23 protein-coding genes are annotated in these 23280 nt (G+C 66.9%); 9 read left to right on the top strand and 14 right to left on the bottom strand.

Annotation, left to right across the window (positions count from 1 at the left end):
* The 7 genes from L286_RS43485 to L286_RS43455 form a co-directional block, all read right to left on the bottom strand.
* Positions 1–435, bottom strand: a 435-nt coding sequence (locus tag L286_RS43485; protein ID WP_021223942.1) for a head-tail connector protein, incomplete at its 3' end; no start/stop codon positions are given.
* A 124-nt stretch (positions 436–559) separates the two neighbouring features.
* The gene (locus tag L286_RS43480; protein ID WP_021223941.1) at positions 560–1672 is read right to left on the bottom strand and encodes a phage major capsid protein; all 1113 of its coding nucleotides are present in this window, start codon (positions 1670–1672) and stop codon (positions 560–562) included.
* A 129-nt stretch (positions 1673–1801) separates the two neighbouring features.
* Complete coding sequence (locus L286_RS43475) at positions 1802–2194, bottom strand: HK97 family phage prohead protease (protein WP_021223940.1); 393 nt, start codon at positions 2192–2194, stop codon at positions 1802–1804.
* Positions 2187–2507: a DUF6127 family protein gene (locus L286_RS43470; RefSeq protein WP_020818965.1), complete on the bottom strand. Its 321-nt coding sequence runs from the start codon at positions 2505–2507 to the stop codon at positions 2187–2189. Before L286_RS43470 ends, L286_RS43475 begins: the two co-directional genes overlap by 8 nt.
* 120 nt (positions 2508–2627) lie before the next feature.
* Positions 2628–3758: a phage portal protein gene (locus tag L286_RS43465; protein WP_021223939.1), complete on the bottom strand. Its 1131-nt coding sequence runs from the start codon at positions 3756–3758 to the stop codon at positions 2628–2630.
* 110 nt (positions 3759–3868) lie between these two features.
* Positions 3869–4207: a hypothetical protein gene (locus tag L286_RS43460; RefSeq protein ID WP_021223938.1), complete on the bottom strand. Its 339-nt coding sequence runs from the start codon at positions 4205–4207 to the stop codon at positions 3869–3871.
* Between the two features lie 236 nt (positions 4208–4443).
* Complete coding sequence (locus L286_RS43455) at positions 4444–5757, bottom strand: DNA-packaging protein (RefSeq protein ID WP_020817813.1); 1314 nt, start codon at positions 5755–5757, stop codon at positions 4444–4446.
* 65 nt (positions 5758–5822) lie between these two features.
* Between L286_RS43455 and L286_RS43450 the strand changes: the two genes are divergently transcribed.
* Complete coding sequence (locus L286_RS43450) at positions 5823–6269, top strand: acetyltransferase (protein ID WP_013039645.1); 447 nt, start codon at positions 5823–5825, stop codon at positions 6267–6269.
* 163 nt (positions 6270–6432) lie between these two features.
* On the opposite strand, the gene L286_RS43445 is transcribed toward L286_RS43450, so the two are convergent.
* The 4 genes from L286_RS43445 to L286_RS43430 all read right to left on the bottom strand — a co-directional run bounded on the left by L286_RS43445 (position 6433) and on the right by L286_RS43430 (position 9556).
* Positions 6433–6996, bottom strand: coding sequence for a hypothetical protein (locus L286_RS43445; protein WP_020817814.1), 564 nt, complete (start codon positions 6994–6996; stop codon positions 6433–6435).
* Positions 6997–7158: 162 nt separating this feature from the next.
* Positions 7159–7947 carry a hypothetical protein gene (locus L286_RS43440; protein WP_020817815.1) on the bottom strand — a complete coding sequence of 263 codons (789 nt, stop codon included), beginning with the start codon at positions 7945–7947 and terminating at the stop codon, positions 7159–7161.
* A gap of 44 nt (positions 7948–7991) precedes the next feature.
* Positions 7992–8234: a hypothetical protein gene (locus L286_RS43435; protein ID WP_007684113.1), complete on the bottom strand. Its 243-nt coding sequence runs from the start codon at positions 8232–8234 to the stop codon at positions 7992–7994.
* A gap of 219 nt (positions 8235–8453) precedes the next feature.
* Positions 8454–9556, bottom strand: a protein-coding gene (locus L286_RS43430) for an IS3 family transposase (RefSeq protein ID WP_115288554.1) whose coding sequence is annotated in 2 segments (ribosomal slippage) — positions 8454–9295 and positions 9295–9556 — 1104 coding nt in all. Because the reading frame shifts where the segments join, the coding sequence is not laid out codon by codon here.
* Positions 9557–9687: 131 nt separating this feature from the next.
* On the opposite strand from L286_RS43430, the gene L286_RS43420 reads away from it, so the two are divergent.
* From L286_RS43420 to L286_RS43395, 6 genes are all read left to right on the top strand, one after another.
* On the top strand, positions 9688–10323 hold the full coding sequence (locus L286_RS43420; RefSeq protein WP_020817819.1) for a YqaA family protein: 636 nt from the start codon (positions 9688–9690) through the stop codon (positions 10321–10323).
* A gap of 11 nt (positions 10324–10334) precedes the next feature.
* Positions 10335–11960: an apolipoprotein N-acyltransferase gene (gene lnt / locus L286_RS43415; RefSeq protein WP_021223935.1), complete on the top strand. Its 1626-nt coding sequence runs from the start codon at positions 10335–10337 to the stop codon at positions 11958–11960.
* 58 nt (positions 11961–12018) lie between these two features.
* Positions 12019–13224: a methionine adenosyltransferase gene (gene metK, locus L286_RS43410; RefSeq protein WP_007684819.1), complete on the top strand. Its 1206-nt coding sequence runs from the start codon at positions 12019–12021 to the stop codon at positions 13222–13224.
* A 122-nt stretch (positions 13225–13346) separates the two neighbouring features.
* Positions 13347–14054, top strand: coding sequence for a methyl-accepting chemotaxis protein (locus L286_RS49630; protein ID WP_020818461.1), 708 nt, complete (start codon positions 13347–13349; stop codon positions 14052–14054).
* A 465-nt stretch (positions 14055–14519) separates the two neighbouring features.
* A complete protein-coding gene (gene trmB, locus L286_RS43400) occupies positions 14520–15215 on the top strand; it encodes a tRNA (guanine(46)-N(7))-methyltransferase TrmB (RefSeq protein ID WP_020818460.1) in 696 nt (231 codons plus the stop codon).
* 107 nt (positions 15216–15322) lie between these two features.
* Positions 15323–15844 carry a DUF1993 domain-containing protein gene (locus L286_RS43395; RefSeq protein ID WP_020818459.1) on the top strand — a complete coding sequence of 174 codons (522 nt, stop codon included), beginning with the start codon at positions 15323–15325 and terminating at the stop codon, positions 15842–15844.
* Positions 15845–15857: 13 nt separating this feature from the next.
* On the opposite strand, the gene L286_RS48115 is transcribed toward L286_RS43395, so the two are convergent.
* Positions 15858–16615, bottom strand: a protein-coding gene (locus tag L286_RS48115; RefSeq protein WP_115288555.1) for an IS5 family transposase whose coding sequence is annotated in 2 segments (ribosomal slippage) — positions 15858–16279 and positions 16279–16615 — 759 coding nt in all. Because the reading frame shifts where the segments join, the coding sequence is not laid out codon by codon here.
* 107 nt (positions 16616–16722) lie between these two features.
* Positions 16723–17634, bottom strand: a complete 912-nt coding sequence (locus L286_RS43380) for a LysR family transcriptional regulator (RefSeq protein ID WP_007684811.1) — start codon at positions 17632–17634, stop codon at positions 16723–16725.
* A gap of 173 nt (positions 17635–17807) precedes the next feature.
* Between L286_RS43380 and L286_RS43375 the strand changes: the two genes are divergently transcribed.
* Complete coding sequence (locus L286_RS43375; RefSeq protein WP_020818458.1) at positions 17808–20168, top strand: TonB-dependent receptor; 2361 nt, start codon at positions 17808–17810, stop codon at positions 20166–20168.
* 21 nt (positions 20169–20189) lie between these two features.
* Positions 20190–21596, top strand: a complete 1407-nt coding sequence (locus tag L286_RS43370; RefSeq protein ID WP_021223933.1) for a sulfatase family protein — start codon at positions 20190–20192, stop codon at positions 21594–21596.
* A gap of 16 nt (positions 21597–21612) precedes the next feature.
* On the opposite strand, the gene L286_RS43365 is transcribed toward L286_RS43370, so the two are convergent.
* On the bottom strand, positions 21613–23280 hold the full coding sequence (locus L286_RS43365) for a sigma 54-interacting transcriptional regulator (protein WP_021223932.1): 1668 nt from the start codon (positions 23278–23280) through the stop codon (positions 21613–21615).

Raw genomic sequence — 23280 nt, 5'->3', positions numbered from 1 at the left:
GGGCGGCGTCGCCGCCTCCCCGTCGCGGGCCGCGAAATGCTCCGCCGCCAGCCGCACGATCCCCTGCCGGATGGCGTCGGGCAGCCCATCCTCATCGGCCGCCAGCCCCGCGCGATAACGCACCGTCACCTTGCCCGGCCCATCCACCGGGCGCGCCCGCGCCCACCCATCGCCGGAAGCATCGATGTCGACCGCATAGGCCTCCGGCGCCAAGGCGACGCCCTCCACCTCCACGCCCAATATCGCCACTACCGACCGCGCCGCCAGCCTCTGCCAGCTTCCGTCGGCCACGATGGTCTCGGAAGCGTCCCGCACCACCAGCCACTGCCCGATAAACTGCTCGCAAAGCCCCGAAGAGCTCCCCAGCAGCCGCTCCAGCACGCCATCCTCATCATCCGACCCGATCCGCAACCAGGCCTTGAGATCCGCCAACATGGCCCCTCCCACCAAAAAAGGGGACGCCCCGCAGGACGCCCCCAGTCTTTCCTTCTCCCCTTGTGGGAGAAGGATACGCAGCCTTGGCGGCAAGGCCGCCTAGGCGAAGTTGGATGAGGGGTGATCAGGAAGCCGCGAACTTCATCAGCTTGATCGCCTCCGAATTCGCCACGGCCCCGCCGATCCGCTTCACCGCGTAGAAATGCACGAACGGCTTGTTGCTGAACGGATCGCGCAAAATGCTCGTCTCGCTGCGTTCGGAGATCACATAGCCCGCCTGGAAATTGCCGAACGCGATCGACAGCGAACCCGCCGCGATGTCCGGCATGTCCTCCGCCTCGACCACCGGATAGCCCAGCAGGGTCGCCGGCTGTCCCGCTGCAAGGGAAGGCTGCCAGATGAACGCGCCGTCGCTCGTCTTCATCTTGCGGATGACCGCCAACGTGGCCGAATTCATCACGAAGCAGGCCCCCTGGCGATAGGGCGCGCGCAACGCCTGCACCAGGTCGATCAGCCTGTCCTGCCCCGAAGCGGCAAAGGCCCCCGAAGCCCCCGAAGCCACATATTGCAGCGACCCGAAGGCCCGCACCCCATCCGCCTCATTGGTGGCCGCATAGGTCAGGAAGCCCTTGGGCTTGTTCGTACCGTTGCCGTTGACGAAGGCCGCCCCCTCGGCCGCCGCGAACTCGCGGGCGATCTCCCCCGCCAGCCAGCCTTCGACATCGAACTGCGCATCGTCGAGCATCGCCTGCGACGCCGCCGGATTGGCGTAAAGCTCGCCCGATGGCGGCACGATCTCGTTGAAGACAGGCGTCGCCGTCTCCGCCCGCACCCCCGTCTCGCTGGCCCAGCCCGACACGATGCCGCCCGAAGTCACCAGCTTGCGATACCCCGCCGTCCCCGTCCGCACGACATTGGCGATGGCGCGAATGGGCGAAATCCCCTTCAGCGTCGCATCGATGATCTGATCGATCTCTCGCGGCACCGCATAGCCGCCCGCCGCGCCCGAAGCGCCGGAAAAGCTCTTCAACTCAACCCCAGCCTCCAGCCCCTGCCGCACATAGCGCTCGACAAAGGCCGCCCGGCGCGGATCGACCGCCCCGCCCTTCACGCCGTCCAGCGCAGGCCGCTGCTGAACCAGCAACGCGCCCCGCAAAGCCGCCACCTCACTCTCCAGCCCGGCAAGACGCTCCCCCTGCATCACCACGTCAAAGCTCGCTTCCAACTGATCCGTCATCCACCACTCCCACGAAAAAGGGCGGCCCAACCGGACCGCCCGAACACCTCCTTCTCCCCTTGTGGGAGAAGGATACGAAGCCTTGGCGGCAAAGCCGCCTAGGCGAAGTTGGATGAGGGGTAAGCCCCCCTATTCCACCGCAATCACCCGCGCCAGATCCTGCATCGGATGCGTCACGACGCTCACCTCCACCACCTCCAGGTCCAGCAACTCCCGCGGCGAACCCCCCCGCGCCTCCCGCACCCGATAGCCAAAGGAAAGCCCATCCACGGCCTTCTCGCGCAAGGCCCTCCCAGCCTCCCGCCCGGCAGCCGTCCGCCCCGAAACCCGCCCGATCACGCGCAAGCCCCGCGCATCCTCCTCGACCTTCTCGACCGTCCCGATCACCTCCCCCGGCCGATGCTGCCACAGCAAGGGCACCCCCGCCGCCACCCCGGCAAAGGCCCCCGCCCGCACCACGTCGCCACCCCGGTCGACCCGGTCGAACACCGCCGCATATCCGGCGAAGCGCACGTCACTCATGCACCAGCCCCGCCAGCCCCAGCTTCACCGCCATCCCCAGCAGCAGCAAAGCCATGACCACCCGCGCGACCCACGCCACCACAGCCCCCCGCGCCGCCTTCTTCGCGTCGCGCCAGGCGCCCAGCAGCTCGCGCAATTCCCGCACATCCTCCTGCGCCCCGCGATCCGCCAGCCCCAGCCGCTCCAACGCCCGCGCCGCGCCCAATTCGCTCGCCTCCTCGATCAGCGCCCGGATCATGACCATATCCATCCCCACCGGCTGCGCCTCTGCCTGCGCGACCAACCGCGCCAGCATCTCCCCATCATATTTCATCACACCCTCCCGCAACGCCGACCTCCGTTCGTTTCGAGCGACCGGACCTCCATTCACTTCGACCCAACGCCCCCCGTTCGTTTCGAGCGAAGTCGAGAAACCACAGAACCAGAACCGCCCTCACCCAATCCCCAAAACCGCCCGCTTCTCCTCCGCCGACAGGAAGTCCGCCGCCCCGACCCGCTCCCAGATCGCGCTCCGCTCCTCGAACAAGGCAGGCACCGCATCCAGATCCGCATCCAGGCGCAATTCCGGCCACCACCCCTGCAACCCCTGCGCCAGCCCGCCGCAGATCTTCGCCATCAACGGCAGGATCGTCTGCCGCCACAGCGCCCGATTGGCCTCGCGATAATTGGCGTAGGCATTGTCCCCCGGCAGCCCCATCAGCATCGGCGGCACCCCGAAGGCGAGCGCAATCTCCCGCGCCGCCGCCGCCTTCAGCCCCACGAAGTCCATCTCGGCGGGCGTCAGGCTCATCGCCTTCCAGTCCAGCCCGCCCTCCAGCAGCATCGGCCGCCCGGCATTGGCCGCGCCGGAAAAGGCGATCTCCATCTCGCGCTTGACCCGCTCATACTGGTCCGGCGCCATCACCGACCCGTCGCCGGGATCATAGACCATCGCCCCCGAAGGCCGCGCCGCATTGTCCAGCAGCGCCTTGTTCCAAACCGTCGCCGCATTGTGGATCGCCACCGCCCCCGCGGCCGCGCCCACGCAACCCAGCCCATAATGATCGTCCAGCGGATGCAGCGCCTTCAGATGGACGATCCCCGTCCGCCCGGCGCCATCCTCCGGCGACAGCCGCGTCACGCTCTCCCCCACGCGATAGAGATAGGCCGCCGGCCACCCCCGCGCATCCGCCTCGACGCTCACCCGCTCCGGCCGCAGCGCATATAGCTCCACCGGCGCCCCATCCGCGCCGGTCATCACCTGCACATAGGCATTGCCATGCAGCAGCAAATGGCTCACCAGCGTCTCCACCAGCGACTGGCCCGAAGAACAGCGCGTCACCAGCGCCTTCACCCGCCGCCGCTCATCCTCGCCCACGCCGCCGACAATCAGGGCCGTCCCGCCAGCCCCCTCCGCCACCAGCCGCAAAGCCCGCTGCGCCACCGGATTGCCGACCACCCCGGCCCGCACCTGCGCCTCATAGCTGGCGGGCCACTCGCCCAGCGCCACCCCGCCCGAACCCCAGGCCCGCGCCAACACCGGCCGCGCACTCTCCCGCGCCGCCTTCACCCCAAAAAATTTCATGAAACCCCACCCACAAAAAATCCTCCCTCCGGAACGGGGGGAGGATAGTGAAGGTTGGCGGCGCTCAGCCGCCTACCGAAACTTGGAGGGGGCAGCCCCCTTCCAAAACCCTAGGGATTGTGCGCCAGAACCCGATCGCAGGCCGAATTCGTCCCCTCGCTCTTCCCGATCACGCGCCCGGCCACGGCCCCCGCCGCACCGGCCAGCAGGGACTCGCCCAAACTCCCCCCGGCCAGGGCCCCGACGCCAGCGCCGCCAGCGGCCCCGATCACCGTCCCCTTGTCCCGCCCCTTCTTCGCCTGGAGCAGACAATAACGCACATCGTCCCGATCCCGCGGCGCAGCGCGAGCCACCCGCGCCCGCTCCTTGCTGCTCAGCGAAGCCGCCATCACCGGCCCACTCACCATAGCCAACCCGCCCGCAGCCATCATCCATCCGGCCCATTTCATGACCCAATCTCCTCAAAAATCACACGGACAGACTACGCAGAACCCCAAACCCTTGTTCCCTCATTTCACTCCCGCAATAATTCGCAACGTCAGGGGAGCCGAGGCCTCTCCAATTCCTCCCCATGCGAAGCATGGGGAGGGGGACCGCTCGCGAAGCGAGTGGTGGAGGGGAAATACGCAGGTCGTGCCCCTTCCCCTCCATCACGCTTCCCACGGTCCATCTCCCCCAAAACCCCCTAAAACCCCCTGACCCGCGCCTCCCCACGCTTCCCCAACATCAACTCCGTCAACCCCCAGACCAGCGCATCCGCCCGATCCGGCGACCGCCCCGGCCCCACATAGCCGCCCCCCAGCATCAACCCGCACAACTGGTCCTCCAGTTCCGCAAAGCCGCCGCGATGCACGACCCGCCCGGCCTCATACAGGGCCGCCACCGGCTCCGCCCGCGCCACCTTGCCCCGGCTCGCATGCACCAGCCGCACCGGCAGCGCGGCCTCCGCCGCCCGCAACACGCTCCCGACCATGGCCCCGCCATTATTGGCCTCCGCCACCACCCGGTCCGCGCCATGCACCAGCGCCGTCGCCGCCACCGCCCGCGCCCAGCCCTCCGGCGTCGCGCCCTCCACGGTCGCATCGGCGATCACATAGGCCCGCCGGTCCTCCCCCAGGCCGACCACGACAATTCCGCAGGCATCCCCATGCGCCGAAGCAGGCGGATCGACCGCCACCACCACCCGCGTCAGCCCGCCGCGCACATGCGCCACCCGGCACCGCTCCAGCAGATCGCGGCTCCACAATGCGCCCTCGACCTCCTCAATCAGCTCGCCATCCAATTCCTGCCGCCCCAGCCGCGTGCCGCCATAGCTCCGCTCCATCGCCGCCAGAAAACCGTCCGCCAGATGCGCGACATTGTCCGCCGTCCGCCCCCGCGTCACGACCACGTCGCCGCCGTCCCGCGCCACCAGCCCCCGCACGAGGGGGACGGGCCGGGGCGTGGTCGTCGCCAGCACGCGCGGCGCGCCACCCAGCCGCATCCCCATCATCAGATTGTCCCACGCCGCCTGCCCGCCCGCCCATTTGGCGATCTCGTCAGCCCAGCCATGGCTGAACTGCGGCCCACGCAGGCTCTCCGTCTCCGCCGCGCCATAAAGAGTCGCGACCGCGCCATTGGGCCAGACCAGCTTGCGCAGCGCCGGCGCGAAGACCGGCCGGTTCCACCAGGGCGCGACGGCCAATAGGCCCGACGCTCCCTCCACCATCACGGCCCGCGCCTCGCCCAGCGTCGCGCCGACCAGCGCAATCCGCGCCTTGGGATCGCTCTCCGCGACCGAGCGCACCCACTCCGCCCCGGCCCGCGTCTTGCCGAACCCGCGCCCCGCCAGCATCAGCCAGATGCGCCAGTCCCCTTCGGGCGCCAGTTGCTCCGGCCGCGCCAGCCAGCGCCAGTCATGCGCCAGCGCATCGGCCGCCGCCGCGCCCAGCCCAGCCAGCACCCGCTCGCGCGCCGCCTCCGGCAGATGCGCCAGCCGCTCGAAATCCGAAAGAGCCATGCGCCCGCCTCCATTCATCGATTTTCCAAGGACGTCGATTTGGCCGATCCGGCCCACGCCCCTATATGCCCGCCATGAGTTCGATCCGCCCCGCCCGCGCCGCCGACGGCGCCCGCATGCTCGACATCTGGCGCAAGGCCGTCGACGCGACCCATGATTTCCTGACGCCGGCAGACCGCACCGCGATAGAGGCGGAGGTCGCCGCCTTCCTCCCCCAGGCGCCCGCCTGGCTCGCCACCGACCCGGACGATCAAGCCATCGGCTTCATGCTGATCGACGGCGCGCATATGGAGGCGCTGTTCATCGACCCCGCATGGCGCGGCAAGGGCGTCGGCCGCCAACTGGTCGACCACGCCCTGTCGCTCCACCCCACGCTCACCACCGACGTCAACGAACAGAATGCGCAGGCGATCGGCTTCTACGAAGCCATGCGCTTCGCCCGCACCGGCCGCTCCGACCAGGACGGCCAAGGCCGCCCCTACCCCCTGATCCACCTCCGCTACGCCCCCTGAAGAGATGACCTGAAATGGCCAATTGCGGTCATTAGTTTCCCGTCACCCCGGACTTGATCCGGGGTCCCGCTACCTTGGGCTGGGCGCGGACCCAGGAAAGCGGGACCCCGGGTCAAGCCCGGGGTGACGAAATGGGGTACGTCCGCGCCCCACCCAAAATCCCCTACCCCCCACTCCGCTTCCGCACCTCATCCAGCGCCGCCCGCAACCGCTCCACCGCATCCTCGCCATCGGGCCGCTCCACGCTCTCCAGCCGCTGCATCTCCTCCACCTCCTTCTCATGCGCTCGGAACAGCAGCGCCTGGATCATATGCGGATGCCCCCGCTTGATCTTCCGGCTCTTGACCGCCCCGTCGCCGTCCAGCACGATCTCCTCATCCTCCGTGCCGAACAGCGCCTGCCGCAGCATCAGCGCCCGCAACTCCTCATGCCCGATGCTCAGCGCCTGCTTCCACGCCCGCGCAAAGGCCGGGTCGCGCCGCTTCAGATAATAGACGGTCGACAAATTCCGCCCGACGACCCGCGCCGCCTCGCTGACGTTGCAGGTCTGCGCCAGCGTCTCCAGGAACTTCTGCCGCAGCGCCGGCGTCCAGCCATTCTTGCGCACCGCACGCATCTGCGGCGCGACGCCCAGCGCGCCCTGCGGCCCATTCTCCAGCGCCAGCACCCGATCGGGCGCGTCGGCCCGCCCGCCGAACCGGCTCCTCTTCCGCTCTCCGTCCGCCACAGCCAATCCCCCGCATGCAAAGCAAAAGGGCCGACCCCGCCAAGGACCAGCCCTTCACCGCCTCAACGGCGACTCACATTTTCCCAATGTCGACCTATGTGCCAGAACAGCGTGACGATGTCAACAAAAATGTTCCATATGGGTTAAAATACCCCCTCCGGTTCACCGCCCCACATCGTCCGCCCCGGCCACGCTGCGCGTATAGTCGATCCTGATCCTAACCCAGCTCCCGACCATCACCTTGCCGTTGACCCGCGGCGGCAGCACCAGAAATTGCCAGGCCGCCAGCCGAACCGCCTTGGCAAAGCCGGACCCCATCGGCGATTCCCCCAGCGCCTGGCAGTTCTCGACATGATAATGATCCACCGTCTTGCACGCCACCAGGCCCCAGCCGCTGCCGGGCGCATTGGCGGGCAGATAGCCGGCCAGTTCCGCATGGCTCGGCCGCCTGTACCATTCCGCATCGAACAACTGCACGCCGCCCGGCCCCTCGCCCGGCCCCGCCACCGCCGCGCTGGTGCCCTGCCCCGTCGCGCCGTCGGCCGCGCCCTTCTTCGCCATCCTGCCGATGTCGGCGGACGCCATCTGCTGGCTGTCCAGCACCAGGAAGGGCAGCGGCGAAGGCTGCTGCTCGGTCGGCTTCACCACGGGACGGTCGCGCTTGACCACCGGCTGCTGCACCTGCCGCTGCGCCGATTTCTCCTGCTTCTTCTTCTCGCTCTTTTCCGCCTTGCTGCGCGCCTTCTCCGCCTTGGGCGCGGGCGCCATCTCGAACGTCACCGGATTGCGCAGGTCCGGCAGCCGGATCACCGGCTCCGGCGCCAGCGTCAGCAACGCCAGCAGCAGCAACCCGTTGAACAGCAGCGCCAGCAGCAATCCGCCGCCGCGCTCGCGCCATTGGGAGGGAAAGGATAAGGTCAAATTCACTCGGATGCGCCGGGCCGGACTCATAAGGGGTCATGCCCAGACGCCGCCGCGCCGTCAACGCCGTGGCGTCAACAGACGTCCTCCTCCCGGACGACAGGACGGCTTTCCCGGGTCGCCCGCATCCGGCTCGCCTTGTCGTCGGGGTCGGACGTCAGCACCACATGGTCCTCATGCACCTCCAGCAGCACGCCGGCAAAGGGCATGCCCTCCAGGCTGCCCGTCACCCGGTAGCTGACCTGATCCCCAACCTTGAACGTCGCCGGATCGGTATTGAACTCAAAGGGGCAGGCGCCCTCTCCCATGCCAAGCATATGCGTCTCCTACAGGACGAAGCTAGCGCCGCGACCCCGCACCGATCAAGGCCCTGTCGCTTCCATCGCAAGGGGCCACGCGCCCGCCCATGGACTTGCGCCCCGCCTCTTCATCGGACCTGCCCCCCTCCATCCCCTCCACCCGCCGCAGCAGACGATCGTCCCGGTGATCCGACACCATTCTCTGGACCACCTGGGGCTAGAGTTTCCCGGTCTTGGTCACGGTGACGGGCTGGGTGCGTCACCGGGATTCATCAGCGTGATCGGGGGCTTGTTGCCAATGGCACCGTGCGGCCGATCCTCGTTGTAGTATCTGCGCCAATCCTCCAACTTTTCGCGGGCATCTGCAAGTGTCAAGAACCAGTGGGTGTTCAGACACTCCGCCCGGAAGCGCCCATTGAACGCTTCGATGTAGGCATTGTCCGTAGGCTTGCCGGGCCGTGAGAAGTCCAGCGTAACGCCGTTGGTGTAGGCCCACAGATCCAGGTCCCGGCTGATGAACTCGGAGCCCTGGTCGACCCGGATTGTCCTTGGGTAGCCGACGACGGCGCAGGTCGTCTCGAGCGTTTGGACGACATCCTCACCCCGGTAGCTGAACCTCGGATCCAGCACCGGCGAGAAACGCGAGAACGTGTCGACGACGGTCAGCACGCGGATCTTTCGACCCGTCGCCAACTGGTCATGGACGAAGTCCATGGCCCAAACATCATTCACGCGGGAGGCCGCGCAGCGGTCTTCCCTCAGCTTCGCCTTCACCCTGCGCTTGGGCGTCTTGTTGCGGAGCTGGAGGCCCAACTCGTTGTAAATCCTGTGTGTTCGCTTCATGTTGATCTCCCAGCCTTCGCGGCGAAGAAGAACGTGGACGCGGCGATACCCGTAGCGGACGCGGGTCTCGCAGATCTCACGGATGCGGGCTTCGATGCCGGCCTGCTCGCGGCGGCGGGATTTGTAGTGGTACGTCGAGGTGTCCATTTCCAGAACCCGGCAAGCCCGGCGGATCGACACACCCCAATCACTGCGAACCCCGTTCACCAGCTCGCGTTTACGAGCAGGCCTCACAGCTTTCGGCGGATGACGTCCTGCAGCATCTCCTTGTCCAAGGAGAGGTCCGCCACGAGCTTGCGCAGCTTCGAATTCTCGTCCTCGAGCTGCTTCAAGCGCCGCATGTCGGGCGGCAGCATGCCGTCGTATTTCTTCGTCCAGTTGAAGTAGGTCGCCTGGCTGATCCCCGCCTTGCGGCAGATGTCCGCGACGGGCACGCCGTCCGCGCCCTGCTTCAGAATGAACGCCTTCTGGGCGTCTGAAAATCTCGATGCCTTCATCGTCTTTCGCTCCTCCCAGCCAGGGAGATTACGGCGAAAAACTCTAACTCCAAGCGATCCAGTTTTCCGGGATCAGATCATAGGCAAAAGCACTGGCGGCCTGAAGGCAGTTCGGCTAGGGCCTCAACCCGATGCTCACAAAGCTCTACCAATGGACGCTGGCGAAAGCCGCCCACGCCCACGCCGAACGCTGGCTCTTCGCCATCAGCTTTATGGAAAGCAGCTTCTTCCCCATCCCGCCGCACCCGCTGCTGGGCCTGATGTGCCTCGCCCGCCCGGAACGCGCGATCCGCTTCGGGCTGATCTGCACCATCGCCTCTGTCCTGGGCGGGCTGTTCGGCTACGCCATCGGCCATTTCCTCTATGAAACGGTCGGCCAGCAGATATTGCACGCCCTCGGCCTCGCCGCCAAATTCCCCGTCGCCGCCTGCTATCTGCGCGATTACGGGGCGGAGATCATCCTGATCAAGGGCGCGACGCCCATCCCCTTCAAGCTGATCACGATCACGGCGGGCTTCATCGGCCTGTCGCTGTTCACCTTCCTCTGGACCAGCATCCTCAGCCGCGCCTTCCAGTTCATGCTGGTCGGCTTCCTGTTCTGGAAATTCGGCCGCCCGATCAAGGCGTTCATAGAGAAATATCTCGGCCTGCTCTCCGCCGCCTTCCTCGTGCTGCTGGTCGGCGGCTTCATCGCGGCCTCGGCCCTGTCGGGCGGCGGGGACAAGAGCGACAAGTGCAGCAACGCCACCATGGCCACGCTGCACTGACCGGCTACGCCATGAAGGACATATTGTCCCGCTTCCCGAATCTTGCCGCCCTGCTCGCCGGATTCCTCGCGGCAACGGGCTTCGAGCCGCTGAGACTCTGGCCGATCACCTTGGCCTGCTTCGCGCTCCTCATTCTCCTGATCGAACGCGCGCCCGACCGCCGCGGCGCTTTCCTGCGCGGCTGGCTGTTCGGCGTCGGCCATTTCACCCTGGGCCTCAACTGGATCGCCCACGCCTTCACCTTCCAGGACGCGATGCCCCACTGGTTCGGCTATGGCGCGGTGATCCTCCTGTCCCTCTACCTGGCCGTCTATCCCGGCCTGGCCACGCTGGCCGCCTGGTGGCTGAAAACCGCACGCTGGCGCCCGCAAAACACCGTGTTCCTGCGAAGGCAGGAACCCAGTCCCAACGTCAGAACTGGACTCCTGCCTGCGCAGGAGCATGGCGCACTCCCCCTCACCCTCCTCTTCGCCGCCACCTGGCTCGCCTCCGAATATCTCCGCGCCACCCTCTTCACCGGCTTCGCGTGGAACCCGCTGGGCGTCACCCTCCTCCCCACCGGCATGGCGATCGCATCCACCCTGATCGGCACCTACGGCCTCGGCGCGCTCGCCATCCTCGCATCCGGCGCGCTGCTCCTCGCCCTCCGCCGCCAGTTCCGCCCAGCCGCCGCCCTCACCGCCCCCCTCATCGCCCTGGCCCTGTGGGGCAACCTCTCCCCCGCCCCGCCCACCCCCTCAGGCGCGCCCAGAATCCGCGTGGTCCAACCCAATATCGGCCAGGACGAGAAATATTCCCCCGAACTGGAACAGGCCCATTTCCAGACCCTCGCCACCCTTTCCGGCACCCCGCGCCCGGCCACACGCCTGATCTTCTGGCCCGAAGCCGCCATCCCCGCCTATCTCGACCTGGAACCCGACTGGCGCGCCCGCCTCGCGGCCCTTCTCGGCCCCGGCGACCTTCTCATGACCGGCGCGACCAAAGTCTATTTCCAGCCGGTCGAAAAGGACGGCATCACGGAAAACGCCCTTTCCGGCGCGAACAACAGCCTGTTCATCGTGGACGCGAAGGCCCGATTGCGCGGCCGCTACGACAAGTCCCACCTCGTCCCCTATGGCGAATATCTGCCGATGCGGAACATTCTCCAGCCGCTCGGCCTGTCCCGCCTGGTCCCCGGCGCCGTCGATTTCTGGCCCGGCCCCGGCCCGCAAAGCCTGACCCTGCCCGCAACGCTCGGCCGCCCCCCGCTCAAGATGGGCGTGCAGATCTGCTATGAGATCATCTTCTCCGGCCAGGTGGTCGACGAAGCCAACCGCCCCGACTTCCTCTTCAACCCCTCCAACGACGCCTGGTTCGGCAGTTGGGGCCCGGTCCAGCATCTCGCCCAAGCCCGCCTCCGCGCCCTGGAAGAGGGGATTCCCATCATCCGCTCCACCCCCACCGGAGTCTCGGCAGTGATTGACGCGCGCGGCCAGATCCTCGGCCGCATCGCCCACCACCGCGCCGGTTTCCTCGACAGCGCGCTCCCCTCCCCCCTGCCGCCGACGCTCTTCTCCCGCCTCGGCAATTGGGCGTCCTTCGCCTTCATGGCTGCGCTCGTCCTGCTGGCCATTGCCACCCGCAGATCGACCCGCTAATAGCCACATAAACTTTTCTTTATGTCGCTTGCTCGAACAGCCTGCTAACGGGAGTCCCATGCGCAACAACTATCTCTTCACCTCGGAATCGGTTTCCGAAGGCCATCCCGACAAGGTCGCGGACCAGATTTCCGACGCCATCGTCGACCTGTTCCTGTCGAAAGACCCCGAAGCCCGCATCGCCTGCGAAACGCTGACCACGACCCAGCTTGTCGTCCTCGCCGGCGAAATCCGCTGCAAGGGCGTCTATGAGGACGGCGCCTGGGCCCCCGGCGCGCAGGAAGAGATCGAACGCACCGTCCGCGAAACGGTGAAGCGCATCGGCTATGAACAGGACGGCTTCCACTGGGAAAGCTTCCGCTTCGAAAACAACCTCCACGGCCAGTCCGCCCACATCGCGCAGGGCGTCGACGCGGCGGGCAACAAGGATGAAGGCGCGGGCGACCAGGGCATCATGTTCGGCTTCGCCTGCGACGAGACGCCCGACCTCATGCCCGCCACGCTGGACTATAGCCACAAGATACTGGCGAAGATGGCCGCCGACCGGCACAGCGGCCGCGCGCCCTTCCTGGAGCCGGACGCCAAGAGCCAGGTGACGCTCCGCTTCGAAAACGGCAAGCCCGCCGCCGCCACCGCCATCGTCGTCTCGACCCAGCACGCGCCGGGCTATGACGAGGGCGCGAAGGAAGCCGAACTCAAAAATTACGTGAAGGGCGTGGTCGCGGAAGTCATGCCCGCCAACCTGCTCAGCGACGAGACCGTCTATCACATCAACCCGACCGGCAGCTTCGAAATCGGCGGCCCGGACGGCGACGCAGGCCTCACCGGCCGCAAGATCATCGTCGACACCTATGGCGGCGCGTCGCCCCATGGCGGCGGCGCGTTCAGCGGCAAGGATCCGACCAAGGTCGACCGCTCGGCCGCCTATATCACCCGCTATCTCGCGAAGAACATCGTCGCCGCCGGTCTCGCGAAGCGCTGCACCATCCAGCTCGCCTACGCCATCGGCGTTTCCGAGCCGCTGTCGCTCTATGTCGACACGCACGGCACCGGCACGGTCGGCGACGACCGGATCGAACAGGCGATCAAGGGCATCAAGGAACTGGGCGGCCTCACCCCGCGCGGCATCCGCACCCATCTCGGCCTCAACAAGCCGATCTACCAGCCCTCCGCCGCCTACGGCCATTTCGGCCGCAAGCCGGAAGGGGACTTCTTCCCCTGGGAACGCACCGATCTGGTGGAGAAACTCAGGGCCGCGCTTTAGCCTTGGTTAGAAAATAAAGGTATATCAAGGGGTTGCTGGTCATTCGACGACCCCTTTTCCTTCATCCTCACCGTTCCTTAACCATGGCTCGTTTAGCGTAGCGTGGATCAAGGAGACATGGTTTGGCCTCTTCCCTTTCTTACGGCACCAACGGCGCCGAAGCCGCATGGGCCGCCCTCAACCGCAGCCAGGCGGTGATCGAATTCGCGCTGGACGGCACGATCCTGACCGCCAACGCCAATTTCCTGGGCCTGATGGGCTATCGCCTGGAAGAGATCGCCGGCAAGCACCACCGGATATTCTGCACGCCCGACCATGCCCAATCGCAGGATTATGCCGATTTCTGGCAGAAACTCGGTTCCGGCGCGTTCGACGCGGGCGCCTATGAACGCCGCGACCGCGACGGCCGCGAAATCTGGTTGCAGGCCACCTACAATCCCGTCTTCGCAGCCGACGGCACCCCGCGCAAGGTCGTGAAGATCGCCACCGACATCACCCGCCAGGTCCGGCAGGAGCGGGAGGCGCGCCACCGCCTGGCCGACAGCCACCGCCTCCAGCACGACCTGGAGCGGCAGAAGAACGCGCTGGAAAAGACGATGAACCAATTGGCCGACATCGTGTCGACCATCCGGGGCATCGCCGCCCAGACCAACATGCTCGCCCTCAACGCCCGGATAGAGGCCGCCCGCGCCGGGGAGGCCGGTCGCGGCTTCGCGGTGGTCGCGGGCGAGGTCAAGAAACTGGCCGACGACACCCGCTTCGCCACGGAACGCGCCGCGGCCATGATGCAGCAGAACAGCGGCATGGCCGAACGGCTGCCCGCTGCCTGACAGGCCCGCGCATGGCGGCAACATGACCAAAAGTTCATTGGCGCGCCGCCCGCGAAACGCCCATAAGCAGGCCGTCGGACCCGCACCCCTGTCGGGTCCGGCAACCCTCTTTCCAAAGGGGAATGCGATGACCGGGCCGTTATGACCTTTCGCCTTTGTCGCCCTTGCCCTCCCGGTCGGCGGCGCAGCCCCGCGCTGGCCGGGCCATGCAAGGACGCCAAGGGCCGCTTCGCCAAAGGCAAGTGACCTGACGGGTCCGCATCGGCCCTCACCCATCGCCCCCCAATGGAACAAGCCCGGCGCCCGCCCACGGCGCCGGGCCTCAGCCTCCTGTCCCCGGCGCCATCTCCTCAACACCGGGGACAGGAGGCGCCCCCACGACGCCGCGCCCCTTCTCGCCCGTCCCTCATTTTTCGATCTGGCAGGTGATTTCACTCGCCTCGAAAATGCTCTATCCGCCCGCGCATGACAGCGCATAAATCCGGCGATCCCACCACGCTCAACCGCCTCTACGGCCGCCAGTCCGGGCACAAGCTCCGCAAGGGGCAGCAGGAGCTGGTCGACGCCCTGCTCCCCGCCCTCTCCGTCCCGGAAGAGGGAGAGGTCACCGCCGCCGGCCTGTTCGGCTACGACCGCCCCCTGCATTTCGAGATCGGCTTCGGCGGCGGGGAGCATCTCGCCTATCGCGCCGACCTGTTGCCCGACCATGGCTTCATCGGCTGCGAGCCTTTCCTGAACGGCGTCGTCACCGCGCTCGGCCATGTCCGCGACCAGGCGCTGGGCAACGTCCGGCTCCACATGGGCGACGCGCTGTCGGTGCTCGCCCGCATCCCCGACGGCGCGCTCAGCTTCGTCTACCTGCTCCACCCCGATCCCTGGCCCAAGGCGCGCCATGCCAAGCGCCGCATGATGAACCCCGGCCCGGTCGCGATGATCGCGCGCAAGCTCAAGCCGGGCGGCGAATTCCGCTTCGGCACGGATCACCCGGTCTATCTGCGCTGGGCGCTGATGGTGATGAACGGCCATCCCGATTTCGAATGGCTGGCCAGCACCCCCCAGGATTTCCAGAACCGCCCCGGCGGCTGGCCGGAAACCCGCTACGAAGCCAAGGCCCGCAAGCTCGGCCATGAGGTCTGGTACTTTCGCTACCGGCGGCGTTAGGCTGCGACAGTCCGGCGGAATCGCCCGGCCATTCGGAAAATGTTTACGGCCCCGACAGGATCGGTCATTGCTGATCCTTCCACTGTCCAGCCGGAGGTTCAATATCCATGATGACGCTGTATGACGCCTTCGTGCCCGGCTGCCTCCAGATCCTGGAATCGGTCTCGCGGCTGCTGGCGAAGGCGAAGACTTATTGCGATCAGCACGCCCTTCCTCACGAACATTTGCTTCAGGCGAAACTCGCGCCCGACATGCTGGACTTCGCCTATCAGGTGAAAAGCTGCGCCGTGCATTCGATCGGGGCGATCCGCGGCGTCCAGAGCGGAAATTTCTCGCCCGACGAAACGATGCCGCCCGACAGTTTCGAAGGATTGGCCGCCCGGATGGCCGAAACCATCGACGCGCTCCGGGCGCTAGAGATTGCCGATGTGGAGGGCCTCAGCGAAAGGCAGATGACCTTCACCATCGGCGACAAGTTGCGCTGGAACCTGCTGGGCAAGGATTTCCTGCTGAGCTTTTCCCAGCCCAACTTCTATTTCCATGCCGCCACGGCCTATGACATCCTGCGGGCGAGCGGAGTGCCCCTGGGCAAGAGGGACTATCTCGGCGCCGTCAGGAAGCTGCCCTAAGGCTTGTTGAGATTCATCGAGAGTTGATGACGGCACTGGCGAGATAGATCATGGCTGAGAAGCTCTGATCGGTCTTGTCGGAACGCATGGCGATTCGTTTGAACTCCTTGAGTTTGCAGAAGAAGTTCTCGATGAGGTGACGCCATTTGTAGAGTTCTGCGTCGATCCGGCGCTTGCTGGCCCGTCCGGGATGCTGTGAGATCACGACCCTTGCGCCCCGCGCGTCGAGTTCAGCAATGATGGCGTTGGTGTCGAACGCCTTGTCGGCCATGAAGCCAGCGAAGGCGAGGTTCTCGATGAGGGGCGGGACACCTATGATGTCGCAGCGCTGACCCGGTAGCAGCACGAAGCGAACGAGATTGCCCAAGGCATCCGTGAGTGCGACGATCTTGGTGGTCATGCCGCCCTTCGACCGCCCTATGGCCTGGCTTTGAGTCCCCCTTTTGCGCCCTGGCCGTGGCGGTGGACCTTGACGATCGTGCCATCGACCATTGCAAACTCCATGTCTGGATCATCCGACGCGGCGTCGAAAAGCCGTTGGAAAACATCGGCTTTCACCCAATCCCGATAGCGCTTGAAGATCGTGTTCCACTTCCCGAATGCAGCCGGAAGATCACGCCATGGACTGCCCGTGCGCGCAATCCACAACACCGCCTCCAGAAATAGCCGATTGTCGTGGCCGCTCCGACCCGGATCGCTTGCCTTGCCAAGACAATATGGCGCCATCTTTGCCCACTGATCGTCCCGAAGGACAAGTCGTTCAGCTTCCATCACAAACTCCTTCAAGGAGCTTGAATCAGATCAAAGCCTAAAGGGGAATCCTGAATCTCAACAAGCCTTAGGGCTGTATCGACATCCGGCCGTGGCGGCCCCGCCGGTCAGGCGCTTCCCGGCCGGCCTCCCCCTCGGCGCGGCTCCCCGTTTCCGACTATCTCGCGAAAGAACAATGCCAGGCGGTCGCGCATGCCCTGGTCGAGCGACTGGGACAGGAACAGCCGCCTTTCCCAGGTGCCGACCTTGACGATGGGCACCAGCCGGTGCCCGCAATCCAGCCGCTGCACCGTGGAATGCAGCATGATGACCGCGCCCGCGCCCTGCGTGGCCAGTTCCACCGCGACCTCATGATGCTGCACCTCGCTGTGCAGCGTCGGCTGCATGATGCCGACCGAGGCCAGCATGCGCAGTTGGTCGCAGCTTCGCAGCGGCGGAATGTTCCAACTGATGAAGGGCAGCGACTGCAATCCCTGCGCCTGCGCCCGGTCGCGCAGCTCGCGCGTCGCGAACACGAAGGCCGGCTCAGCGAAGATCGGTTCGAACGCGCCCGGCGGATCGGATTGCGGGCGGGAGAATATCGCGCAGTCCAGCATGCCCCGCGCCACCTGGTCGTCGACGTCCGCGCCCGACTCGTTGTGCACGAAGTCGAGCGCGATGTCGCTATTCTCCATCAGGAATCGAGGCAGCGCCGGGCGCACATATTCGTTGAGCAGGAAGGTGCCGATGAAGATGCGCACCTTCTGCGGGGCCGCTCCCCGGAACAGCCGTCCCAGTTCATGCCCCTTCTGGGCGAAGGCCATGACTCCTTCCCGGAACCGTTCGCCTTCGGGCGTCAGGCTCATGCTGCGCCCCGCCCTGCGGTGGAACAGGGTGGCGCCGACCTGCTGTTCCAACGCCCGCATCTGCTCGCTGACGGCGGCTTGCGATATGCGCAGGTTTTCCGACGCCTGGCGGAAGGATTGCGCCCGGCCGACCGCCAGGAAGATTTCCAACTGGCGCGGCGTGAAACGGAACATGGCCGACCTCTCCCCCTGCTGCTGCCGCGCCTCTGGGGGCGCCGCATCAGGGTATAGGCTGTACCTTGTCACCGGACAAGGTCGAGCCCCATTGTCCTCCCGCCCCCTTGTGGCGACAGTGCATGGGACAAGCCGGGCCGACGGACGATCGGCCAGACCATGGAGGGGAGAATATGAACGGGAAACGACGTCTGGCGCACCGCGTGCCGAAGCTGACGCTGCTCGCCGGCCTCTGCCTGCCGGCGATGGCCGCCGCGCAGGACGATGCCGGATCGGGCGGCATCCAGGACATCGTCGTCACCGCGCAGAAGCGCGCCGAAAACGTCCAGGACATACCGATCGCGATCAACGCCCTGGGCGGGGAGGCGCTGGCCGAACGGCGCATCGCCGATCCGACCGACCTGGTCCGGCAATTCCCTAACCTCAGCTTCAAGCAAAGCTCGGCCGTCAATGCCGGCATTTCCATTCGCGGCGTCGGCACCCAGAATTTCCACCTTACCGCGCAGCAGGCGGTGGGCCAGTATCTGGACGAGGTGTCGCTGGTGACGCCCTTCTCCAGCACCTTCGGCCTGTTCGACCTGGAACGGGTGGAGATATTGCGCGGGCCGCAGAACACCCTGTTCGGCCGCAACACCACCGGCGGCGCAATCAACTATGTGTCGCGCCGGCCGGACGCTGGGGAGGGCTTCAACGGCTATGCCCGCATCAATGCCGGGCGCTTCGACCGCGTCGATGTGGAGGGGGCGATCGGCCTGCCGCTGACCGACACGCTCGCCATCCGCGTCGCGGGGCAGGTGCAGACCCGCGACGGCGTGTTCCGCGACGTTTCGACCGGGGCGAAGATCGGATCGACCAAGCGCTATTCCGGCCGCTTCGGCATCGGCTGGCAACCCGATGAGGACACCGAACTGCTGCTGTCGGGCCATGTCGGCTATAATCGCGGATCGCGCCTGCCGCGCAAGGCGGTCGGCCGCTTCCTGCCCGACGGCGTCACCCCCTGCCCCGCCAACGATCTGGGCGTGGAGCAGTTCGAACGCGTCAACAATTGCGTGTCGACCGGCAAGGGCGGCCTGACCTTCAATCCCTCGCTGTCGCGCTGGCGCGACGCCTATGACGCGGGCAGCAACCTGGCCGATGTCGATTTCGAGGGCGGATCGCTGCGCCTGCGCCATGATTTCGGCGGCTTCTCCCTGACCGCCATCTCCGCCTTCGACCGCACCAAGATTCTCTATGCGGAGGAAGGCGGCGGCCTGCCCTATGCCCAGTTCCAGGTGTTCCAGGACGCGGTCTACGACGTCTATTCGCAGGAGGTGCGGCTGGCGTCGGACACGGCCGGGCCGCTGAAATGGATCGTCGGGGCCTATTGGTCCCATGAAAAGGACAGCCTGGCCACCATCGTGCGCAACAATTTCGCCGGGCCGCCGACGCTGGCGGTGGTGCCGATGGTCGCCATCGACCAGAAGGCGGAGATCGCCTCCTTCTACGGCCAGATCGACTATGCGCTGACCGACCGGCTGGACGTCAGCGCCGGCCTGCGCTGGACCAATGACCGGCGGCAGGGCCTGCGCGACGTCATCACCGCCCTCGACAGCGTGACCGGCCTGCCCGGCGCGGCCCGCCTGCCCGCCGACTTCTTCTTCTCGCGCGGCTTCCTGACCGGCCTCGCCGCCAATTTCACGCTGCCCTGCGCGGCGGGCGTGGTCGGCTGCCGCGGCCCGCTCACCCCCTTGAAGCAGGACGTCAGCAAGCTGGCGGGCAAGATCTCCGCCCATTACGAACTGGCGACCGACGTCATGGCCTATCTCAGCTATTCGCGCGGCTTCAAATCGGGTTCCTTCGACATCCGCGCCCAGGGCGTGTTCAACGGCACCGGCAACACGCCGGTCCGCCCGGAAACGCTCGACGCCTATGAACTCGGCCTCAAGTCGCGCCTGTTCGACCGGCGGGTGCAGCTCAACGTCGCGGCGTTCCGCTACGACTGGAAGGATCTTCAGACCTTCGGCCAGGTGCCGGTGCTCGGCCCGGCCTTCATCAACCTGCCCAAGGCGCGGCTGACCGGCGTCGAGGCGGAGGCGAAGATCGCGCCCGGCGGCGGCTTCGAACTGGACCTGGCCGGCGCCTTCCTCGACACCGAGGTGATCGACGTCGGCGCGCTCACCCCGCAGACCGCGCTCAAGGGCGCGCCGCTCCAGCAATCGCCGCGCTGGTCGTTCAACGGCGCCGCCAGCCAGACCGTGGAACTGGGCGACAATCGCCTGACCGGCCGGATCAGCGGCCGCTATGTCGGCACGCAATATAATGAACTGACCAAGGCGCGCAGCGGCTATATCGATCCCAGCTTCTTCGTCGACGCCTCCATCGGCTTCGATTTCGGGCGGGACCGGCGGCACCAGATTTCCTTCTACGCGGACAATCTGACCTCGGAAAAGACCTGCCTGCGCAAGGAGCCGTTCGACGGCCTCAGCAACACCAACACCTGCGTGCCCAACGAAGGAACGGTCCTCTATGGCGTGACGCTCTCGACCCGCTGGTGACCGGACAGGAGGTTTGACGACATGAAGACATGCATGACCGGCGCGATGACGCGCCGGACGGCGCTCGCCGCCCTCGGTTCAGCGGTGGCGGCCCCCGCCGTCGCCCGCGGCGGGCGATCCGGCCCGCGCCGGCCCAACATCCTCTACATCATGGCAGACGACATGGGCCATGCCGACCTGGGCTGCTATGGCAGCCGCGACATCCGGACCCCGGCGATCGACGCCATCGCCGCGCGCGGCGTGAAGTTCGGCAACGCCTATGCCAATAGCTGCGTCTGCTCGCCCACCCGCATCGCCCTGCTGACCGGCCGTTACCAGGGGCGGTTCCGCATCGGGCTGGAGGAGCCGATCGCCTTCAACGGCGACGAACTGTCCCTGCCCCGCGGCACCCGGACCCTGCCCGGCCTGCTGCGCGATCTTGGCTACGCGACCTCGCTGGTCGGGAAATGGCATGTCGGGGAACTGCCGGCCTCCAGCCCGCTCGATCACGGCTATGACTATTTCTTCGGCATAGCGTCGGGCGGCACCGACTATTTCGCCCATGCGACCACCATCAACGGGCATGAGATGGGCAAGCTGTTCGAGAACCGAACGGAAATCCAGCGCCCCGGCTACCTGACGGACCTGCTCGGCGCGAAGGCGATCGATCGGATGCGGCTGGCGGCGCGGCAGGACCGCCCCTTCTTCATCAGCCTGCACTTCACCGCCCCCCATTGGCCCTGGCAGGGTCCGGGCGACGCCGCCCAGGGCAGCGCCACAGCCGATCCGCGCCAGATGGACGGCGGCAATGTCCGCGCCTATGCCGCGATGATGGAGGGCATGGACGCCAATGTCGGCCGCGTGCTGGCCGAACTGGCGGCGTTGGGGCTGGAGGAGGACACGATCGTCATCTTCACCAGCGACAATGGCGGAGAGCGCTTTTCCGACAGTTGGCCGCTGACCGGGATGAAGGGCGAATTGCTGGAGGGCGGCATCCGCGTGCCCCTGATCGTCAGTTGGCCCGCCCATCTGCCCAAGGGGCGGGACAGCGCGCAGGTGACCATGTCGATGGACGCCCTGCCCACGCTGCTGTCGGCGGCGGGCGGCGACCCCGGTCGGGTGGAGGGGCTGGACGGCATCGACCTCATGCCCTTCCTGCGCGACGTCGACAGCAGGACCGACCGCATGCTGTTCTGGCGCCACCGCGCCGGCGACCAGATCGCGGTGCGCAGCGGCCAATGGAAATATCTGCGGTCCTACGGGCGGGACTATCTGTTCGACCTGTCGCAGGACGAGCGCGAACGCGCCGACCGCAAGGAGGCCATGCCCGGCAAGGTCGCCGAACTCAAGGCCGCCCATGCCGGCTGGCTGGCGCAGATGCTGCCCTATCCGGAGCATAGCTATAGCGAGGACATGCTGGGCAAGTTCGCCGACCGCCCCAGGGAATGAAGCGCGTTCGCGGCGTTCAGCCCCCGCCCTGCTTCAATCGATAGTCCAGCTGCCGCCGGGACATGCCGAGCATGCGCGCCGCATCCGCGACATTGCCCCCGGCGCGGCGCAGCGCCTCCCCCACCAGCGCGGCCTCATAATCCGCCAGCAGCAGCGGCGCCCGTTCGATGTCGGGTATCAGCGGCGCGCCGGTGACCGCCAGCCTGCCGTCCGGCCGCACATGCGCCTGTTCGCGGCTGTCCGGCTCCAGCATGATCGACAGGGTGTCGACGTCGATCCGCCCGCCCGGTTCGGCCAGCAGCACGCCGCGCTCCAGCACATTTTCCAGCTCGCGCACATTGCCCGGCCAATGATAGGCGATCAGCGCGCGCATCGCCTGGTCCGACACGCCGCGCACCGGCTTGCCGTGCCGCCGGGCGAGCCGCTCCACCAGCGCCTCGACGAACAGCGGAATGTCGGCCGCCCGCTCGCGCAGCGGCGGGATGGCGACGGGAAAGGGGTTGAGCCGGTAGAAGAGGTCGGCGCGGAACGTCCTGGCCGCCACCGCCGATGTCAGGTCGACATTGGTCGCCGCGACGATGCGGACGTCGACATGCACCGGCCTGTCGCCGCCCAGCCGCTCCACCTCCCCGGTCTGGAGCACGCGCAGCAGCTTGACCTGCGCGGGCAAAGGCAGGTCGCCCACCTCGTCCAGGAACAGCGTGCCGCCGTCCGCCCGCTCGAACCGGCCCAGCCGCTGCCGCTGCGCGCCGGTATAGGCGCCCGGCTCGACGCCGAACAACTCGCTTTCGATCAGGTCATGGGGGATGGCGCCGCAATTGATCGCGACGAAGGGCCTGTCGCGGCGCGGCCCGTTGTCGTGCAGCCAATGGGCGAACACTTCCTTGCCGACGCCCGTCTCCCCGGTCAGCAGGACGGTGATGTTGCTGTCGGCGGCGCGGCGCAGCAGGTTCACCGACTTCAAGAAAGCGGGCGACTGGCCGATCAACGATCCGGTCTGCTTTTCCCGCCGCAGGGATGCGCGCAGCTCCCCGATCTCCTCCGCCATGGCGCGCAACTGCCCGGCTATGTCCTCCGGGCGCATGGCCTTCAGATAGGGGTCGTCCGCCGGTAGGTCGGACGCGATCTCGCCCACGATGGTGCAATGCGGGTCGCCCTTCGCCTTGCACATCGTCTCGCGGAAGATGACCGGCCGGCCCATGAAGGCGCTGACATAGCCGGAGGCATAGCCCAACTGGTTCCAGCAGGTGGCATGTTCGCCGATGCCGAAATGGGCGATCTGGCTTTCCGCCTCCCAGCTTTCGGTCCAGCGGAACTCGCCGTGGAAGCGCCCGGCGTCCAGGTCCAGCTCGCACTGGATGGTCTCCACCTGCACCAGCCCCTCCAGCTTGTGAAGCCGGGGGCCCAGCAGGAAGACCTCCTCATAATCGCGGTCGCCCACCATCTTGCGGGCGATCTCGGCGTCCTGCATGCCGGATTGATAGCCCATGCGCATCAGCAGCGCGCCGGCCCGGCCTTCGCCCAGCGTGCGCACCATTTCCGCCCGCAGCGCGCCCAGCGACCCGGCGTGCAGCAGCAGCATCCGCTGTTCGTCCAGCCAGACGGTCCCGGTGCCGGGGTCGAACCGCAATTTCGACCACAGGTCGATCCGGCCCGATCGGTCGTCGAGCGCCTTGCTCGCCAT

The sequence above is a fragment of the Sphingobium sp. HDIP04 genome, assembly GCF_000445085.1.
Taxonomy (GTDB): Bacteria; Pseudomonadota; Alphaproteobacteria; order Sphingomonadales; family Sphingomonadaceae; genus Sphingobium; species Sphingobium indicum.
The sequence above is the reverse complement of the archived record's forward strand: the minus strand, read 5'-3'. Positions and strand labels throughout refer to the sequence as shown.

What these genes read in the sequence shown, in the direction of transcription:
- L286_RS43395 (WP_020818459.1), top strand. Translation starts at nt 15,323, where the DNA reads ATGATGACGCTGTATGACGCCTTCGTGCCCGGCTGCCTCCAGATCCTG.
- L286_RS43455 (WP_020817813.1), bottom strand. Translation starts at nt 5,757, where the DNA reads ATGGCTCTTTCGGATTTCGAGCGGCTGGCGCATCTGCCGGAGGCGGCG.
- L286_RS43470 (WP_020818965.1), bottom strand. Translation starts at nt 2,507, where the DNA reads ATGAAATATGATGGGGAGATGCTGGCGCGGTTGGTCGCGCAGGCAGAG.
- trmB (WP_020818460.1), top strand. Translation starts at nt 14,520, where the DNA reads ATGACAGCGCATAAATCCGGCGATCCCACCACGCTCAACCGCCTCTAC.
- L286_RS43435 (WP_007684113.1), bottom strand. Translation starts at nt 8,234, where the DNA reads ATGCTTGGCATGGGAGAGGGCGCCTGCCCCTTTGAGTTCAATACCGAT.
- L286_RS43370 (WP_021223933.1), top strand. Translation starts at nt 20,190, where the DNA reads ATGAAGACATGCATGACCGGCGCGATGACGCGCCGGACGGCGCTCGCC.
- L286_RS43365 (WP_021223932.1), bottom strand. Translation starts at nt 23,280, where the DNA reads ATGGCGAGCAAGGCGCTCGACGACCGATCGGGCCGGATCGACCTGTGG.
- L286_RS43475 (WP_021223940.1), bottom strand. Translation starts at nt 2,194, where the DNA reads ATGAGTGACGTGCGCTTCGCCGGATATGCGGCGGTGTTCGACCGGGTC.
- metK (WP_007684819.1), top strand. Translation starts at nt 12,019, where the DNA reads ATGCGCAACAACTATCTCTTCACCTCGGAATCGGTTTCCGAAGGCCAT.
- L286_RS43375 (WP_020818458.1), top strand. Translation starts at nt 17,808, where the DNA reads ATGAACGGGAAACGACGTCTGGCGCACCGCGTGCCGAAGCTGACGCTG.
- L286_RS43420 (WP_020817819.1), top strand. Translation starts at nt 9,688, where the DNA reads ATGCTCACAAAGCTCTACCAATGGACGCTGGCGAAAGCCGCCCACGCC.
- L286_RS43450 (WP_013039645.1), top strand. Translation starts at nt 5,823, where the DNA reads ATGCCCGCCATGAGTTCGATCCGCCCCGCCCGCGCCGCCGACGGCGCC.
- L286_RS43480 (WP_021223941.1), bottom strand. Translation starts at nt 1,672, where the DNA reads ATGACGGATCAGTTGGAAGCGAGCTTTGACGTGGTGATGCAGGGGGAG.
- L286_RS43440 (WP_020817815.1), bottom strand. Translation starts at nt 7,947, where the DNA reads ATGAGTCCGGCCCGGCGCATCCGAGTGAATTTGACCTTATCCTTTCCC.
- L286_RS43465 (WP_021223939.1), bottom strand. Translation starts at nt 3,758, where the DNA reads ATGAAATTTTTTGGGGTGAAGGCGGCGCGGGAGAGTGCGCGGCCGGTG.
- L286_RS43380 (WP_007684811.1), bottom strand. Translation starts at nt 17,634, where the DNA reads ATGTTCCGTTTCACGCCGCGCCAGTTGGAAATCTTCCTGGCGGTCGGC.
- lnt (WP_021223935.1), top strand. Translation starts at nt 10,335, where the DNA reads ATGAAGGACATATTGTCCCGCTTCCCGAATCTTGCCGCCCTGCTCGCC.
- L286_RS43460 (WP_021223938.1), bottom strand. Translation starts at nt 4,207, where the DNA reads ATGAAATGGGCCGGATGGATGATGGCTGCGGGCGGGTTGGCTATGGTG.